15 protein-coding genes are annotated in these 16,097 nt (G+C 64.9%); 13 read left to right on the forward strand and 2 right to left on the reverse strand.

What is annotated here, in order from left to right:
• Positions 1 to 47: 47 nt before the first annotated feature.
• Complete coding sequence (locus tag AABQ55_RS19940; protein WP_272806268.1) at positions 48 to 1,271, forward strand: OpgC family protein; 1,224 nt, start codon at positions 48 to 50, stop codon at positions 1,269 to 1,271.
• Here AABQ55_RS19940 and AABQ55_RS19945 read toward each other — a convergent pair.
• Complete coding sequence (locus AABQ55_RS19945; RefSeq protein ID WP_064330994.1) at positions 1,252 to 1,902, reverse strand: TetR family transcriptional regulator C-terminal domain-containing protein; 651 nt, start codon at positions 1,900 to 1,902, stop codon at positions 1,252 to 1,254. The genes AABQ55_RS19940 and AABQ55_RS19945 overlap by 20 nt on opposite strands.
• Positions 1,903 to 2,170: 268 nt before the next feature.
• On the opposite strand from AABQ55_RS19945, the gene AABQ55_RS19950 reads away from it, so the two are divergent.
• The 4 genes from AABQ55_RS19950 to AABQ55_RS19965 all read left to right on the forward strand — a co-directional run bounded on the left by AABQ55_RS19950 (position 2,171) and on the right by AABQ55_RS19965 (position 5,553).
• Positions 2,171 to 3,421 carry a Zn-dependent hydrolase gene (locus AABQ55_RS19950; RefSeq protein ID WP_272806269.1) on the forward strand — a complete coding sequence of 417 codons (1,251 nt, stop codon included), beginning with the start codon at positions 2,171 to 2,173 and terminating at the stop codon, positions 3,419 to 3,421.
• A 100-nt stretch (positions 3,422 to 3,521) separates the two neighbouring features.
• The gene (locus tag AABQ55_RS19955; RefSeq protein WP_272806270.1) at positions 3,522 to 3,716 is read left to right on the forward strand and encodes a hypothetical protein; all 195 of its coding nucleotides are present in this window, start codon (positions 3,522 to 3,524) and stop codon (positions 3,714 to 3,716) included.
• Positions 3,717 to 3,727: 11 nt separating this feature from the next.
• Entirely contained in the window at positions 3,728 to 5,182 is a 1,455-nt protein-coding gene (gene hydA / locus AABQ55_RS19960) for a dihydropyrimidinase (RefSeq protein ID WP_272806271.1), read from the forward strand.
• Positions 5,179 to 5,553, forward strand: coding sequence for a hypothetical protein (locus AABQ55_RS19965; protein WP_272806272.1), 375 nt, complete (start codon positions 5,179 to 5,181; stop codon positions 5,551 to 5,553). The genes hydA and AABQ55_RS19965 overlap by 4 nt, the downstream gene beginning before the upstream one ends.
• 215 nt (positions 5,554 to 5,768) lie before the next feature.
• Here the strand turns inward: AABQ55_RS19965 and AABQ55_RS19970 are convergent, their stop codons facing one another.
• The gene (locus AABQ55_RS19970) at positions 5,769 to 6,182 is read right to left on the reverse strand and encodes a cupin domain-containing protein (protein WP_272806273.1); all 414 of its coding nucleotides are present in this window, start codon (positions 6,180 to 6,182) and stop codon (positions 5,769 to 5,771) included.
• Between the two features lie 122 nt (positions 6,183 to 6,304).
• On the opposite strand from AABQ55_RS19970, the gene AABQ55_RS19975 reads away from it, so the two are divergent.
• The 8 genes from AABQ55_RS19975 to AABQ55_RS20010 all read left to right on the forward strand — a co-directional run bounded on the left by AABQ55_RS19975 (position 6,305) and on the right by AABQ55_RS20010 (position 16,086).
• The gene (locus tag AABQ55_RS19975) at positions 6,305 to 7,108 is read left to right on the forward strand and encodes an ABC transporter ATP-binding protein (RefSeq protein ID WP_272806274.1); all 804 of its coding nucleotides are present in this window, start codon (positions 6,305 to 6,307) and stop codon (positions 7,106 to 7,108) included.
• The gene (locus tag AABQ55_RS19980) at positions 7,108 to 7,443 is read left to right on the forward strand and encodes a hypothetical protein (RefSeq protein ID WP_272806275.1); all 336 of its coding nucleotides are present in this window, start codon (positions 7,108 to 7,110) and stop codon (positions 7,441 to 7,443) included. Before AABQ55_RS19975 ends, AABQ55_RS19980 begins: the two co-directional genes overlap by 1 nt.
• A 3-nt stretch (positions 7,444 to 7,446) precedes the next feature.
• Entirely contained in the window at positions 7,447 to 8,331 is an 885-nt protein-coding gene (locus AABQ55_RS19985; RefSeq protein ID WP_244768479.1) for an ABC transporter permease, read from the forward strand.
• Positions 8,328 to 9,197 (forward strand): ABC transporter permease, encoded by an 870-nt coding sequence (locus AABQ55_RS19990; RefSeq protein WP_244768478.1) that lies wholly within the window; start codon positions 8,328 to 8,330, stop codon positions 9,195 to 9,197. The genes AABQ55_RS19985 and AABQ55_RS19990 overlap by 4 nt, the downstream gene beginning before the upstream one ends.
• Before the next feature lie 23 nt (positions 9,198 to 9,220).
• A complete protein-coding gene (locus tag AABQ55_RS19995; protein WP_244768477.1) occupies positions 9,221 to 10,213 on the forward strand; it encodes an ABC transporter substrate-binding protein in 993 nt (330 codons plus the stop codon).
• A gap of 373 nt (positions 10,214 to 10,586) precedes the next feature.
• Positions 10,587 to 11,738 carry an efflux RND transporter periplasmic adaptor subunit gene (locus AABQ55_RS20000; protein ID WP_272806276.1) on the forward strand — a complete coding sequence of 384 codons (1,152 nt, stop codon included), beginning with the start codon at positions 10,587 to 10,589 and terminating at the stop codon, positions 11,736 to 11,738.
• Positions 11,739 to 11,940: 202 nt separating this feature from the next.
• Complete coding sequence (locus AABQ55_RS20005) at positions 11,941 to 15,252, forward strand: efflux RND transporter permease subunit (RefSeq protein ID WP_272806277.1); 3,312 nt, start codon at positions 11,941 to 11,943, stop codon at positions 15,250 to 15,252.
• A gap of 150 nt (positions 15,253 to 15,402) precedes the next feature.
• Positions 15,403 to 16,086: a Crp/Fnr family transcriptional regulator gene (locus AABQ55_RS20010; protein WP_244768474.1), complete on the forward strand. Its 684-nt coding sequence runs from the start codon at positions 15,403 to 15,405 to the stop codon at positions 16,084 to 16,086.
• Positions 16,087 to 16,097: the final 11 nt, after the last annotated feature.

Consider the following 16,097-nt stretch of genomic DNA (forward strand, 5'->3'; position numbering starts at 1 on the left):
TTGCCATCCCGTTGGGGCGTATCTTGAGTATCGGCGGAGCGCATATTTTGAAGCGATTTGAGATTATCGACGGCATGCGGGGCTACTTCCTCGTTTTCATGCTGATCAATCACCTCGTCTTTGTCGGCGGCTACTGGATGATGGAAGTGAACCATCGCCAGTTCGCCTTCGTGGAGGACGCCCAGGGCTTCGTGTTCCTCTCCGGCCTGCTCATCGGCATGGTCTATGCCCGCAAGATGCTGAAATACGGTTATGACACCGGCCGCCAGCTCATTCGCAACCGCGCCTTCGAGCTCTACCGCTACGCCATGGGCACGGTCATGGCAGTACTCGTCGTGCAGATGTTCCTGCCCGACGCCTACCGGCTCTGGTACAACTGGCTCGGCTATACGAATTTCGACCAGCCGCTGCGGCTGGCGGCGATCGCCACCTTCCTGTTCCAGCCGACATTCATGGACATCCTGCCGCAATACATCGTCTACATGCTGTTCGCCCCGCCGCTCGTCTGGCTCTGCCTGAAGGGAAAGTGGGCGCAGGTGCTGGCCGGTTCGCTGATCGTCTGGATGGCCGCGCAGCTCGGCCTGCAACGCTTCGTCACCGATCCCCTGAACACGCTGTTCACCGGCTCCGACGACCAGGGCATCCGCGCAAGCTTCAACATGCTGGGCTGGCAGATCGTGTTCTTCTCGGCCCTGGTCATCGGCGCGCTGACCGCGCAGGACAGGATCGACTGGAACCGCATCTTCTCTCCGGAAAAGACGCGGCTGCCGAAGGTCGCGCTCGCCATCTGCCTGTTCTTCCTGCCGCTGCGCATCGTCACGGCCTGGGACCTGTTGCCGCAATCCGTGCTCGACAAGTTCGCGACCATGGAGATCCGCGCCGATTTCGGTCCGGTCTACCTCCTGAACTTCGCGGCCGTCGCGACCGGCCTCGCCTGGCTGCTAATCGCCGGGCCGAAGCACCACAACCTGTGGGTCCGCAAGCTCGCGGGCATCGTTACCGGCGTCTTCACCCTGCGCTTCCTGCGTCTGCTCGGCCGCCATTCGCTGCAGGTCTATGTCTGGCACGTCGCCATCGTCTACGCGGTCTATTATGCGGACGGGCGCACGCCGGAACTCTCGCAGCTCACCAAGACGTCGATCGCCGTCGTCTGCATTGCGCTTCTCGCCCTGCCGGCCCTGTGGCGCGAACGCGAGCAGATCGCCGCCAGCCTCTTCGGCCAGCCCAAGGCGGAGCCGGCCAAGTCGAAATCTACGCCGGCTGCTCGCTGACATTGAGGCCGGTTAGGAAAAGCTGCTCAAGGAAACGCGCCGCATCCTCGAACCGCCCCTCGCCGGCCTGGTTCTGCCCCAGCACGGCGCGCACCTGCACGTCGAAATCGGCATAGTGCTGGGTGGTCGACCAGATCGAGAAGATCAGGTGGTACGGGTCGCATTTGGCGATCTTGCCCGCCTTCGCCCAGGTGCGGATGACTTCCGCCTTCTCGTCGACGAGCGATTTCAGCGGCCCCTTCAGCTCGTCCTCGATGTTGGGCGCGCCCTGCAGGATTTCATTGGCGAACAACCGGCTCTCGCGCGGAAAATCCCGCGCCATCTCCAGCTTGCGCCGGATATAGCTGCGGATCTCCGACACCGGATTGCCCTCCGCATCGAATTCGCGCAAGGGGTCGAGCCAGGTGTCCAGCACCCGGGTGATCAGCGCCCGGTGCATCGCCTCCTTGGTGCGGAAATAGTAGAGCAGGTTCGGCTTGGACATGCCGGCGACCTCGGCGATCTGGTCGACGGTGGCACCGCGAAACCCGTGCAGCGAGAAGACCTCCAGCGCCGCCTCGAGGATCTGCTCCTCCTTCGCCTCCTGGATGCGCGTGCGCCGCTGTGTCCTCGCCGCCCTTGGTAATGCCATCGTGCCCCCTCGGCCTCCCCGTCGCCGGGAAAAGTGCCGCCAAATTCACCAGTTTAACCAGCCGCCATTTTCTTGGGTGCAGCCCAAGTTTTTGGTTTTTCGGCTTGAGTGCCGCAACGGAAGCTGTAATGTTTACCAACCGGTCAAATTATCAGTCAGTTATCGCGCAAAGGCAACTGCTGATCGGAAGGCGCAAAACAACAAGGGCGCCGCCAGCCGGCGGGAACGAAAATGGGCTGCAAAAGCCCGATGACATGGGAGCATAGACATGGCCGCACCCGGCGAGAACATGCGTGTCAACGCGGACCGCCTGTGGGATTCCCTCATGGACATGGCGAAGATCGGCCCCGGCATTGCCGGCGGCAATAATCGCCAGACGCTGACCGATTCGGACGCCGAGGGCCGCCGCCTGTTCCAGGCCTGGTGCGACGGCGCGGGCCTTACCATGGGCGTCGACACGATGGGCAACATGTTCATGACGCGCGAAGGCACGGATCCCGACGCCCTGCCCGTCTATGTCGGCTCGCATCTCGATACGCAGCCGACCGGCGGCAAATATGACGGCGTGCTCGGCGTGCTGGCGGGCCTGGAGGTCGTGCGCTCGCTGAACGATCTCGGCATCCGCACGAAGCATCCGATCGTCGTCACCAACTGGACGAACGAGGAAGGCGCGCGCTTCGCACCCGCCATGCTCGCCTCCGGCGTCTTCGCCGGCGTGCATACGCAGGATTACGCCTATGGCCGCAAGGACCCGGAGGGAAAAACCTTCGGCGAGGAACTGCAGCGCATCGGCTGGGTGGGCGACGAAGAGGTCGGCGCGCGGAAAATGCACGCCTATTTCGAATATCACATCGAACAGGGGCCGATCCTCGAGGCGGAAGGCAAGGACATCGGCGTCGTCACCCACTGCCAGGGCCTGTGGTGGCTGGAATTCACGCTGACCGGCCGCGAGGCGCATACCGGCTCGACGCCGATGACCATGCGCGTCAATGCCGGGCTCGCCATGGCCCGCATCCTCGAAATGGTGCAGACCGTCGCGATGGAGAACCAGCCGGGCGCCGTCGGCGGCGTCGGCCAGGTGTTCTTCTCGCCGAACTCGCGCAACGTGCTGCCCGGCAAGGTCGTCTTCACCGTCGACATCCGCTCGCCGGACCAGGCCAAGCTCGACGGCATGCGCGCCCGCATCGAGGCGGAGGCGCCGAAGATCTGCGAGGCGCTCGGCGTCGGCTGTTCCGTCGAGCCGGTTGGCCATTTCGACCCCGTCACCTTCGACCCGACGCTGGTCGCCACCGTCCGCAAGGCGGCCGAGGACCTCGGCTACAGCCATAGGGACATCATCTCCGGCGCCGGCCACGACGCCTGCTGGGCCGCCAGGGTGGCGCCGGCGACGATGATCATGTGCCCCTGCGTGGGCGGCCTTTCGCACAACGAGGCGGAGGACATTTCCAGGGAATGGGCCGCCGCCGGGGCCGATGTCTTGCTCCATGCGGTGATCGAGACGGCGGGGATTGCGGAGTGAACCCGGTTCGCGGGCAAGACCTGCGAATCCAGCCAATCGACGCGATATAAGGAACCGGGCACCCTCTTCGGGTCAGCCTGACGTCATCGGGAGAATCAGCATGGCAGGCAAGTCCGTTACCTTTGTCTTCACCGGCCCCAAAGCTGAGGACGCCGCAGAAGCATTGTGGGTGCAATATCTTGATGGTGGCCTCGATGAGGAGATCGAAGCGCGCCTGCTTCAGCAGGGTGTCGGAGAAACTGAATACGAATGGGATGTCGACACACGCACTGTCACCATTTCCACCAAGCAGTAGAGGACAGCGCAATGAGCACAGTCATCAAGGGCGGAACCGTCGTTACCGCGGACCTCACCTACAAGGCCGACGTAAAGATCGACGGTGGCAGGATCGTCGAGATCGGCCCGGACCTTTCCGGCGACGAGATGCTGGATGCGGCGGGCTGTTATGTCATGCCGGGCGGCATCGATCCGCATGTGCATCTCGAAATGCCCTTCATGGGCACCTATTCGGCCGATGATTTCGAGAGCGGTACGCGGGCCGGCCTTGCCGGCGGCACGACCATGGTTGTCGATTTCTGCCTGCCCGATCCGGGCCAGTCGCTGCTCGACGCGCTGAAGCGCTGGGACAACAAGTCGACCCGCGCCAATTGCGACTATTCCTTCCACATGTCCGTCACCTGGTGGGGCGAACAGGTCTTCGACGAGATGAAGGCCGTCGTCGAGGAGAAGGGCATCAACACCTTCAAGCATTTCATGGCCTACAAGGGCGCGCTGATGGTGAACGACGACGAGATGTTCGCCTCGTTCCAGCGCTGCGCCGCGCTCGGCGCGCTGCCGCTCGTCCATGCGGAAAACGGCGATGTCGTCGCCGCCATGCAGCAGAAGCTGATGGACGAGGGCAACAACGGGCCGGAAGGCCACGCCTATTCCCGCCCGCCCTCCGTCGAGGGCGAGGCGACGAACCGCGCCATCATCATCGCCGACATGGCGGGCGCGCCGCTTTATGTCGTGCACACCTCCTGCGAACAGGCGCACGAAGCCATCCGCCGCGCCCGGCAGAGCGGCATGCGCGTCTATGGCGAACCGCTGATCCAGCACCTGACGCTGGACGAGAGCGAATATTTCAACAAGGACTGGGACCACGCCGCCCGCCGCGTCATGAGCCCGCCCTTCCGCAACAAGCAGCATCAGGATTCGCTCTGGGCCGGCCTCGCCGCGGGCTCGCTGCAGGTGGTGGCGACCGACCACTGCGCCTTCACGACCGACCAGAAGCGAACCGGCGCCGGCGATTTCCGCAAGATCCCGAACGGCACCGGGGGCCTGGAAGACCGCATGCCGATGCTCTGGACCAACGGCGTCAACACCGGCCGGCTGACGATGAACGAGTTCGTCGCGGTCACCTCCACCAACATCGCCAAGATCCTCAACGTCTATCCGAGGAAGGGCGCGATCCTCGTCGGCGCGGATGCGGATATCGTCGTGTGGGACCCGAAGCGTTCCAAGACCATCTCCGCCAAGAACCAGCAATCCTCGATCGACTACAACGTCTTCGAGGGCAAGGAGGTGACTGGCCTGCCGCGCTATACCCTGACGCGCGGCGTGGTCGCGATCGAGGAGAGCACCGTGAAGACCCGCGAGGGCCACGGCCAGTTCGTCAAGCGCGAGCCGTTTGCGGCCGTCAACAAGGCGCTGTCGACCTGGAAGGAGATCACCGCGCCGCGCAAGGTGGAGCGCAGCGGCATTCCGGCGAGCGGCGTATGATCCGCGCCGGCCGCCTCGCCCTTCTCCTCGGCATGGTTCTCGCCGGTCCGGCAGGGGCGGCGGCCGACATCGTCGATGGCAGCTATGGCGACGCGGAAGGCTGCCGCTACGCCGAGACGGGCGAATCCTCCGGCGCCGATTTCTTCTTCCTGTTGAACAAGGATGGCGTCACCACCGCCGCCTCCTATTGCGCGTTCAAGGGCGAAGGCAATCGGGTGGGCGGCGCGACGAAGGTCGCCGCCGAATGCCATGAGGAAGGATACGAGGAGGCCACGCCCTACGAGCTGACGCTGACGCCCGACGGCGGCGGCTACACCGTGAGCTTTCCCGATGGCACGCGCTGGGGGCCGCTGATGCGGTGCAAGACGTGAGGAGCCTGCGAACAGCATTCACCCCCCTCTGTCCTGCCGGACATCTCTCCCTCAAGGGGGGAGATCGGCTGGGAGCGCTGATCATACCTCAAACCAGGATGCGCTCTTGCCGCGAGCGATGCCTGTACGATCCGGGGAAACGGACCGGCCTTTCGATTTCCTCCCTTGAGGGGGAGACGTCCGGCGGGACAGAGGGAGGTGCGTTCCCCCGCCGCCTAAATCACAACCAGCGCCTCGAGATGCGGCAGAAGCACCACGCTCTCCTGCTCGTGGGGATCTGTCCTGGCGATGACCGCCGAGGCGGGTTCGCCGGAGAGATTGGCCGGCAGGTGCGGCACGCCGGCGGGGATGTAGAACATCTCGCCCGCCTTGACGATCACGTGATTCTCCAGCCGCGCGCCGTACCAGGTATGCGCCTCGCCGGAGAGCATGTAGATCGCCGTCTCGTGGCTCTCGTGCATGTGCGCCTTCGCCCGCCCGCCCGGCGGGATCGTCAGGAGATGCATGCAGATGCCGGAGGCGCCAACGCTCTCGCGGGCGATGCCCTCGAAATAGCTGAACCCCTGTTTTCCGCCATAGGTGCTGCCCGGGCGAACCACCCGGCATTCGGCCTTCGTCTCCACCGCCATCGTCTCTTCCCCCGGTTCCAGCGTGAGAATTCCGTGCCCAAAGTGATACTGCAGACAATGCCGATTGCAATGCTGAGAATGGACATGCAGTCTGCCGCAACCCGCGCCGAAAGATGACCGCCATGTCCCATGCAACAGCCTCCAGCACCGTCGTGTCCGCCAAGGGCCTCGGCCTCACCTTCCAGACCGCCGATGGCCCGGTCACCGCGCTGACGGGCGTCGACCTTTCCGTCGAAAAGGGCGATTTCGTCTCCTTCATCGGCCCTTCCGGCTGCGGCAAGACGACCTTCTTGCGCGTTATCGCGGATCTGGAGAGGCCGACCTCCGGCACCATCACCGTCAACGGCATGACGCCGGAAGAGGCGCGCAGGCGCCGCGCCTACGGTTATGTCTTCCAGGCCGCCGCACTCTATCCCTGGCGCACCATCGAGAAGAACATCGCCCTGCCGCTGGAGATCATGGGCTATTCGAAGGCGGACCAAGAGGCGCGCATCGAGCGCACGCTCGACCTCGTCAATCTTTCCGGCTTCGGCAAGAAATATCCCTGGCAGCTCTCCGGCGGCATGCAGCAGCGCGCATCGATCGCCCGCGCGCTCGCCTTCGACGCCGACCTGCTGCTGATGGACGAGCCCTTCGGCGCCCTCGACGAGATCGTGCGCGACCATCTCAACGAACAGTTGCTGAAACTCTGGGCCGCCACGCGGAAGACGATCTGCTTCGTCACCCACTCGATCCCCGAGGCCGTCTACCTCTCGACGAAGATCGTCGTCATGAGCCCCCGCCCCGGCCGCGTCACCGACGTGATCGAATCGCCCCTGCCGAAGGAGCGCCCGCTCGGCATCCGCGAAACCCCGCAATTCCTCGAGATCGCCCACCGGGTGCGCGAGGGCCTGCGCGCCGGCCACAGCTACGAGGAGCACGCCTGATGAAGCTCTCCTACATGCTCTGGCTCTTCGGCGCGACCACCGTCTTCATCGGTGCGGCGACCGCATCGCGTGCCTATATCGGCACGACGAACATCCTCTACCTGCTCTTCTCCATGGCGCTCTACATCGTCGGCAACCTGATGATGCTGAAGCTGATGCGCGAAGGGGGGCTCGGCATTGCCATTTCGCTGTCCGCCATCACCCAGCTGCTGCTGATCAACGTCATCGCCTTTTTCTTCTTCGGCGAACGCCTCAACAGCACCCAGCTTGCCGGCGTCGGTCTCGGCATCCTGGCGATGGGGCTGATGCTCATGCCCGCCCCGGCAAGGAGCTGAGCCATGGGCAAGGCCAGCTTCCTTCGCGACCGCCTGCTGCCGATCGGCACCGTCCTCGTCGCGCTCGTCGCCGTCTGGTACGTCTTCGTCGTCGTGCTGAACGCCCCCTTCGAGCGCGACCAGGCGGCGCGCGCGGGCGGAACGATCGGCTTCATGGAGCTGCTGCCGAAGACAATGGCGCAGGAGCGGCCGGTATTGCCCGCGCCGCACCAGGTCTTCGCCGAACTCTGGGACACGACCGTCAACAAGGCGGTCACCTCCCGGCGCAGCCTCGTCTACCATGCCTGGATCACGCTGTCGGCGACGCTGCTCGGCTTTGCCATGGGTGCGGCGCTCGGCATCCTGCTGGCCATCGCCATCGTGCACAACCGGGCGATGGACCGCTCGCTGATGCCCTGGGTCATCGCCAGCCAGACGATTCCCATCCTCGCCATCGCGCCGATGATCATCGTCGTGCTGAATGCGGTCGGCATATCCGGCCTGATGCCTAAGGCGCTGATCTCGACCTATCTCTCCTTCTTCCCGGTGGTCGTCGGCATGGTGAAGGGGCTGCGCAGCCCGGAGCAGATCCAGCTCGATCTCATGCACACCTACAACGCGTCCTCCGCGCAGACCTTCTGGAAGCTGCGCTGGCCCGCCTCCATGCCATACCTCTTCACCTCGCTGAAGGTGGCGATCGCCATCTCGCTCGTCGGCGCCATTGTCGGCGAACTGCCGACCGGCGCCGTCGCCGGCCTCGGCGCGCGCCTGCTCGCCGGCTCCTATTACGGCCAGACGGTGCAGATCTGGGCGGCACTCTTCATGGCGGCGGCAGTGGCGGCGCTGCTCGTCATCGTCGTCGGCTTCGCGCACAGCCTCGTCCTCAAACGCATGGGGGCGCGGGCATGAACCTTTCGATCCTGATATCCGCCATCGTCTTCTGGCTCGCCGCCTGGGCCTTCAACGAATGGCTCGTCCGCCGGAAATTCGCGAGCCCGGCCATGGATCGCGCCGCGCGCCTCGCCGTGCCGCTGGTCTTCGGCGTCACCATCCTCGTCATCTGGGAAGGCATCGTCAGGGGCTTCAGCATCCCCTCCGTGCTGCTGCCGCCGCCGAGCACGATCTGGGCACGGCTGATCAGCTCCGTGCCGACGCTCTGGGCGGATTTCCGCCAGACGTTCCTCAAATCCGTGCTCGTCGGCTATGCGCTCGGCTGCGGCCTCGGCTTCCTCGTCGCGATCCTCATCGACCGCTCGCCCTTCCTGCAGAAGGGCCTGCTGCCGCTCGGCAATTTCGTCTCGGCACTGCCGGTCATCGGCGTCGCGCCCATCATGGTCATGTGGTTCGGCTTCGACTGGCAGTCGAAGGTCGCCGTCGTCGTCATCATGACCTTCTTCCCCATGCTGGTGAATACCGTCTCCGGCCTTGCCGCGACGAGCCACATGGAGCGCGACCTGATGCGCACCTACGCTGCCGACTGGTTCCAGACACTCGTCAAGCTGCGCCTTCCCGCCGCCTGGCCCTTCATCTTCAACGCGCTCAAGATCAATTCCACGCTCGCGCTGATCGGTGCGATCGTTGCCGAATTCTTCGGAACGCCCATCGTCGGCATGGGCTTCCGGATTTCCACGGAAGTGGGCCGCATGAATGTCGACATGGTCTGGGCCGAAATCGCGGTCGCCGCGGTGGCTGGCTCCGCCTTCTACGGGATCGTCGCGCTCGTCGAGCGGGCCGTCACGTTCTGGCATCCGTCTGTCCGCGGTGGGCAGGCGTAAAATAAAGAAAAGAGGGAACTGACATGAAAACGAAGATCGCATCGCTCCTTTTGGCAAGCGCCTTCTCGCTTGCCGCGTTCCAGGCCGAGGCCGCCGACAAGGTGACGCTCCAGCTGAAATGGGTGACCCAGGCCCAGTTCGCCGGCTACTACGTCGCGAAGGACAAGGGTTTTTACGAGGAAGAAGGCCTCGACGTGGAAATCAAGCCGGGCGGACCGGACATCGCGCCCGCCCAGGTGATCGCCGGCGGCGGCGCCGACGTCATCGTCGACTGGATGCCGTCCGCCCTTGCCACCCGCGAAAAGGGCGTGCCGCTCGTCAACATCGCCCAGCCCTTCAAGTCCTCGGGCATGATGCTGACCTGTTTGAAGGAATCCGGCGTCAAGGGGCCGGAGGACTTCAAGGGCAAGACGCTTGGCGTCTGGTTCTTCGGCAACGAATATCCCTTCCTCTCCTGGATGAGCCACCTGAAGATCCCGACCGACGGCGGACCGGACGGCGTGACCGTGCTGAAGCAGGGCTTCAACGTCGATCCGCTGATCCAGAAGCAGGCCGCCTGCATCTCCACCATGACCTACAATGAGTACGGCCAGGTCCTCGATGCGGGCATCAAGCCGGAGGATCTCGTCACCTTCAAGTACGAGGACCAGGGTGTGGCCACGCTGGAGGACGGCCTCTACGTGCTGGAGGACAAGCTCAAGGACGCCGCCTTCAAGGAGAAGATGGTCAAGTTCGTGCGCGCCTCCATGAAGGGCTGGAAATATGCCGAGGAGAACCCGGACGAAGCCGCCGACATCGTTCTCGAAAACGATTCGACCGGCGCCCAGACCGAAGCCCACCAGAAGCGCATGATGGGCGAGATCGCCAAGCTGACGGCCGGTTCTAACGGCGCGCTCGACGAGGCGGACTACAAGCGCACCGTCGCCTCGCTGCTCGCCGGCGGTTCCGATCCGGTCATCTCCAAGGAGCCGGAAGGCGCCTGGACGCACGAGATCACCGACGAAGCGCTGAAGTAGTCCTCCCGCCTGATCGCGCGACATGCGGGGCCTCAGGCCCCGCATGTTTCGTTTCGAGGGCCGCGAGATCGCGGCCCGGTTGCGACAGTCCGTCACGATTGCCATCGAAATGCCAAACGCATAAAATAATGAGGCACCATTTCGTTGCCTCTTGCAAGGACAGGGCGCGCCGACTACATAGACCGCACAGCGGGAGCGTGGAGGAGCCGGGGAGCCGTTCCGTGTCCGCCATATTGCTAGGAAATAGGGTCCGGCAAGAACCTCAAGAACAGCGCCCGGGCCGAGATCATAAAGTCATGCTTTTGGGAAAGTTCGGCCTATGGCTTCTGGACGCAGGAAAGTTCTCTCTTTTTCCGTCGCGACATTCTTGACGGTGACGCCGCTTTTCGCTCTTGCCGCCGATCCGGCGGAGGGCGAGGCCGACAAGCAGCAGGCGCAAAACCTCCCGGCAATCGTCGTCACCGCCGCTGAAACGCGCACGCTGGTCGATCGCGTGGTTGCGACCGGCTCGGTCCAGGCGGTTGAAGACGTCTATGTCACCCCGCTCGTCGACGGCCTCTCCATCCGCACGCTTGCCGCCGATGTCGGCGACCGGGTCGAGGCGGGCGGCACGCTCGCCACGCTGAACGACGATGCGCTGGTGCTGCAGAAGAGCCAGACCGAAGCCTCGCTTGCCAAGGCGAATGCCGCCCTCGCCCAGATTGAGGCCCAGCTCGTCGAGGCCAAGGCCAATGCCGATGAGGCCGTGCGCGTCCGCGACCGGGCCCAGCGGCTCGTCAAGTCCGGCTCGCAGTCGCAGGCCGCCGCCGACCAGGCCGTTGCCGCCGCGGATGCGGCGCTCGCCCGCGTCAATTCCGCCGAGCAGGCGATCGCCGTTTCGCAGGCCGACATCAAGGTCGCCCAGTCGCAGATCGACGACATCGACCTGAAGCTTGCCCGCACCGCGGTGAAGTCGCCGGTCGCCGGCATCGTCTCCGCCCGCACGGCCAAGATCGGCGCGATCGCGAGCGGCGCGGCAGCACCGCTCTTCACCGTCATTCGCGACGGCGAGATCGAGCTGAAGGCCGACGTTTCCGAGGACGGCATCCTCAAGCTCGCCCCGGACCAGAAGGCGACCGTCACGCTCGCCGGCGGGGCCGCCACGCTTACCGGCACGATCCGCCTCGTCGAGCCGACGCTCGACCCGCAAAGCCGCCTCGGCCGCGTCTATATCCGCTTCGACGAACCCGGCAAGGCACGCGCCGGCATGTTCGCCAGCGCGCAAATCGTCGTCGAGGAAAAGGAAGGCGTCGTGCTGCCGCTCTCCGCCGTCACGACAGCCGGCGGCAAGACGGTCGCCCGCAAGGTCGAGGACGGCGTGGTCAAGCTGGTGCCGGTCGAAACCGGCATCCAGGACGGCCAGGTGATCGAGATCGTCAGCGGCCTTGCGGCCGGCGACGAGGTGGTCGCCAAGGCCGGTGCCTATGTCCGCGAGGGCGACCGCATCAATCCGGTGCATGCCGTGCAGGCCTCGGCGACGAAATGACAGGAGGGCTCCGCCGCAGCGGGGCCGCTTCCGCGCAAGGCGGGAGGCAATGCCGGGCTGGGGCGCCCGGTCGCATGGCGGGCGATCCGGGATTGGGCTGGATGCCTGGAGCAGGATCGGCAAGGGCGCAGCTTGGCTTGCGCCGCGGAACTGCGCCGAAACATACGGAAACGTCTGGTCTCTTATCGAGGACTTTGGGGACATGAATTTTTCAGCTTGGTCCATTCGCAATCCGATTGCGCCGCTGCTCGCGTTTTTCCTGCTGATGTATGTCGGCATCCAATCCTTCTACGCCCTTCCGATCACGCGCTTCCCGAACATCGACGTGCCGGTCATCGCCATCAATGTCGACCAGAGCGGCGCCGCCCCGGCCGAGCTTGAGGTGCAGGTCACCAAGGAGATCGAGGACGCGGTTGCCGGTATCGAGGGCGTCGACGACATCATGTCGACCGTCACCGACGGCAATTCCCTCACATCCGTGCTCTTCGAGATCGAGAAGCCGACAAACCAAGCGCTCCAGGACGTCAAGGACGCCATCGACCGCATCCGCAGCGACCTGCCGGCCTCCATCGAGGAGCCGGTCGTCACAAAGATCGATGTGGAAGGCCAGGCGATCCAGACGTTTGCCGTCTCCTCGCCGAACATGACGCTGGAAGAGCTGTCCTGGTTCGTCGACGACAAGATCAAGCGGGCGCTGCAGGGCCAGCCCGGCATCGGCAAGATCGATCGCTTCGGCGGCGCCGATCGCGAGGTGCGCATCGACCTCAACCCGGACAAGCTGGAATCTTTCGGCATTTCCGCCGCCGATGTGAACCGCCAGATCCGCAACATGAACGCCGACGTCGGCTCCGGCCGCGGCCAGATCGCCGGGGCAGAACAGGCGATCCGCACGCTCGGCGACGCCCGCTCCGTCGAAAAGCTGACCAGCACGATGATCGCGCTGCCGAACGGCCGCTTCGTGCGGCTTTCCGAACTCGGCAACGTCACGGACACCTACCAGGAGCCGCGCTCCTTCTCACGCTTCAACGGCAACCCGGTCGTCACCTTCGCCGTCTTCCGCTCGAAGGGCGCCAGCGAAGTGACGGTCGCCGAGTCCGTCGCCAAATCGCTGGAAAAAGTGCGCGCGCAGTATCCGGACGTCTCGATCCAGATCGTCGACGACGCGGTTTACTTCACCTACGGCAACTACGAGGCCGCGCTCCACACACTCCTGGAAGGCGCGCTGCTCGCCGTCGCCGTGGTGCTACTCTTCCTGCGCAACTGGCGGGCGACGCTGATCTCGGCGGTGGCGCTGCCGCTTTCGGCGATCCCCACCTTCTTCGTCATGGACATGCTCGGCTTCTCGCTGAACCTCGTCTCATTCCTGGCGCTGACGCTGGCGACCGGCATCCTCGTCGACGACGCGATCGTGGAGATCGAGAACATCGCCCGGCACATCCGCATGGGCAAATCGCCCTACAAGGCGGCGATCGAGGCGGCGGATGAAATCGGCCTCGCCGTCATCGCCACGACCTTCACCATTATCGCGGTCTTCGTGCCGGTCTCCTTCATGCCCGGCATTCCTGGCCAGTACTTCATCCAGTTCGGCCTGACGGTCGCGGTGGCGGTGTTCTTCTCCCTTGCGGTGGCGCGCCTCATCACACCTGTCATGGCAGCCTATCTCATGCGCTCCGGCGATGCGGACGGCCACGGCGAGGAGAAGGAAGGCGCCTTCATGCGCGGCTACACTTGGCTCGTCAGCAAGACGACGAGCAAGTGGTACGCCCGTTACGCGACGCTTCTGGCGGCCATCGGCTTCCTGATCGGCTCCGTCGCCCTGCTTTCGACCGTGCCCGGCAGCTTCCTTCCGCCGGAAGACGCTTCCCGCGTCGTGCTCTCCGTGGAACTGCCGCCGGATGCCATGCTTGAAGATACCGACCGTACGACGACGCAGATCTTCGAGCGGGTCAAGGACATCGACGGGGTGGAAAGCGTCTTCGTGCTCGGTGGCTCCTCGCCGAAGGGCGACCTGGAACTGCGCCGCGCCTCGGTGACCGTCATCCTCGACAAGCTGGAGCATTCGCTCACCTACAAGCTGGTCAACGACGTCGCCGGCCGCATTCCGCTGATCGGCCAGTACCTGCCGAAAATGGAGGCGCACGGGCGCCTGCGTCCGCAGTGGGAAATCGAGAAGGACATCTTCGCGACGATGCGCGAAATCCCTGATGTCCGCGTCATCAAGCTCAACGACCGCGGCGAACGGGACCTTGCCTTCAACCTGCTCTCCAACAACGAGGCGGACCTGAACGCCACCGTCGCCGTGCTGGAATCGAAGCTGCGCGCCGATCCGGTTCTGGCCAATGTCAGCTCCGAAGGCTCGCTGCCGCGGCCGGAACTGCAGATCCGCCCGCGCGACGAACAGATGGCCCGCCTCGGCATCACCACGGCGCAGATCTCGGAGATCGTGCGGGTCGCCACCATCGGCGACATCGATTCCCAGCTCAGCAAGGTTTCGCTCGACGACCGGCTGATCCCGATCCGCGTGCAGGTCGACCGCGACTTCCGTGCCGATCTCGGCGCAATCCGCAACCTGAAGATCCAGACGGCGGGCGGACAGTTCGTGCCGCTGTCGAGCGTGGCCGATATCGACTATTCGGAAGGCCCGAGCTCCATCAAGCGGCACAACCGCAACCGCGTCGTCTCGATCGGCTCCGACCTCAAGCCCGGCGTCGCGCTGGACACGGCGACAGCCCGCTTCAAGGAGATCGCCAGCGGCATCGACATGCCGCCGACCGTGCAGCTCGCCGAAAGCGGCGACACGGAAATCCAGGGCGAGATGCAGCAGTCCTTCGCCAACGCCATGCTGCTCGGCCTGCTGCTCGTGCTGATGGTGCTGATTCTGCTCTTCAAGGACGTGATCCAGCCCTTCACCATCATCTTCTCGCTGCCGCTCGCGATCGGCGGCGTGGCGGCCGGGCTGATCCTGACGCAGAACGCGCTGTCCATGCCCGTCCTCATCGGCATCCTGATGCTGATGGGCATCGTGACGAAGAACGCTATCCTGCTCGTCGACTTCGCCATCGAGATGATGCACCACGGCATGGAGCGGGTGCATGCGATGATCGAGGCCGGCCGCAAGCGCGCCCGCCCCATCGTCATGACCTCCATCGCCATGTCGGCGGGCATGCTGCCCTCGGCGCTCGGCGTCGGCGAAGGCGGCTCCTTCCGCTCGCCCATGGCGATCGCCGTCATCGGCGGCATCATCGTCTCGACGGTGCTCTCGCTCGTCGTCGTGCCGTCCTTCTTCCTCATCATGGACGACCTTTCCCGCCTGCTCGCCTGGACGTTCGGCCGCTTCGTCGGCAAGAAGGACGATGAGTTGCTGGCGATGGAGCCGGAAGCCCTGACCCGCCTTGCCGACCAGACGAGCCGCGATGTCGCCGATCTCGAAAAGCGCATCGAGACGCTCGAGAAGAAAAACGGCGAGCGAAAGCCGTTCAGCGTCGTGCACCACTCGCCCTTGGCCGCGGAATAGCCGCAGGACGAAACAAACGGCCGGCTCGACAGGTGTCGAGCCGGCCGTTTTCGCGTTCATTGATCGAAATCAAATAAGACTTCCCCTTCCTCGACTATCGTTCTCCCCATCGAAGACCGATGATGCCTGCGGGAGCATGGAGTGAGATCGATGAACAGGCTGATGAAACCCGGTGCCCGGGAACGGGAAACCCTGCTGAATTCCGGCCTCCTGTCCGCCCTTGGCGTGGAGAGCGTGGCGGCGATGATGGAGATAGCGGCCATCGGCAACCTGCCGGCGCGCCAGATGCTGTTTCGCGAGGGTGAGCCGGCGGACATGCTGCATTCCGTTCTCTCCGGCTATGTGCGCGTCTACAAGCTGGACCCGGACGGCCGGGAGGCGGATGTGGAGCTCTACGGTCCCGGCGACCTGATCGGCGCCAGCGTCGTGCTCGACGGCGGCCGCTACGGGGCGACCGCACAGGCGGCCGAGCCCTCCCTCATCGCCCGTTTCGACCTGAAGCGCGTGCGCGACATCGCCGGGCGGCGGCCGGACCTGGCGATGGCGCTCGCCAACGCGCTTTCCGGCCAGTTGGCGCGGGCCTTCGCCAGCCTTGCCGACGATCGCCTGCACACCGCACCGCAGCGCGTGGCGCGCTACCTGCTCGCCCAGTGCCCGGCGGAGGACAAGGCCACCAGCTTCCGCCTGCCCTACCAGAAGAGCCTGCTTGCCGGAAAGCTGGGACTGGCGCCCGAGGCGCTGTCACGCGCCTTCTCCATGCTGCGGGGCCACAGCGTCAATGTCCGCGGCCGCCTCGTCCATATCGGCGACCCGGAGGCCCTGCGCCGGATCTGACGTACCCTCGC

The sequence above is a fragment of the Shinella sp. WSD5-1 genome, assembly GCF_963942435.1.
In the GTDB taxonomy this organism is placed as follows: Bacteria; Pseudomonadota; Alphaproteobacteria; order Rhizobiales; family Rhizobiaceae; genus Shinella; species Shinella yambaruensis.

Bases quoted from the DNA above. Each gene is read 5' to 3' on its own strand.
- AABQ55_RS19995 (WP_244768477.1), top strand. From the start codon at position 9,221: ATGAAAACGAAGATCGCATCGCTCCTTTTGGCAAGCGCCTTCTCGCTT.
- AABQ55_RS19985 (WP_244768479.1), top strand. From the start codon at position 7,447: ATGGGCAAGGCCAGCTTCCTTCGCGACCGCCTGCTGCCGATCGGCACC.
- AABQ55_RS19955 (WP_272806270.1), top strand. From the start codon at position 3,522: ATGGCAGGCAAGTCCGTTACCTTTGTCTTCACCGGCCCCAAAGCTGAG.
- AABQ55_RS20005 (WP_272806277.1), top strand. From the start codon at position 11,941: ATGAATTTTTCAGCTTGGTCCATTCGCAATCCGATTGCGCCGCTGCTC.
- AABQ55_RS19945 (WP_064330994.1), bottom strand. From the start codon at position 1,902: ATGGCATTACCAAGGGCGGCGAGGACACAGCGGCGCACGCGCATCCAG.
- AABQ55_RS20010 (WP_244768474.1), top strand. From the start codon at position 15,403: ATGAACAGGCTGATGAAACCCGGTGCCCGGGAACGGGAAACCCTGCTG.
- hydA (WP_272806271.1), top strand. From the start codon at position 3,728: ATGAGCACAGTCATCAAGGGCGGAACCGTCGTTACCGCGGACCTCACC.
- AABQ55_RS19990 (WP_244768478.1), top strand. From the start codon at position 8,328: ATGAACCTTTCGATCCTGATATCCGCCATCGTCTTCTGGCTCGCCGCC.
- AABQ55_RS19965 (WP_272806272.1), top strand. From the start codon at position 5,179: ATGATCCGCGCCGGCCGCCTCGCCCTTCTCCTCGGCATGGTTCTCGCC.
- AABQ55_RS19980 (WP_272806275.1), top strand. From the start codon at position 7,108: ATGAAGCTCTCCTACATGCTCTGGCTCTTCGGCGCGACCACCGTCTTC.
- AABQ55_RS19950 (WP_272806269.1), top strand. From the start codon at position 2,171: ATGGCCGCACCCGGCGAGAACATGCGTGTCAACGCGGACCGCCTGTGG.
- AABQ55_RS19975 (WP_272806274.1), top strand. From the start codon at position 6,305: ATGTCCCATGCAACAGCCTCCAGCACCGTCGTGTCCGCCAAGGGCCTC.
- AABQ55_RS19970 (WP_272806273.1), bottom strand. From the start codon at position 6,182: ATGGCGGTGGAGACGAAGGCCGAATGCCGGGTGGTTCGCCCGGGCAGC.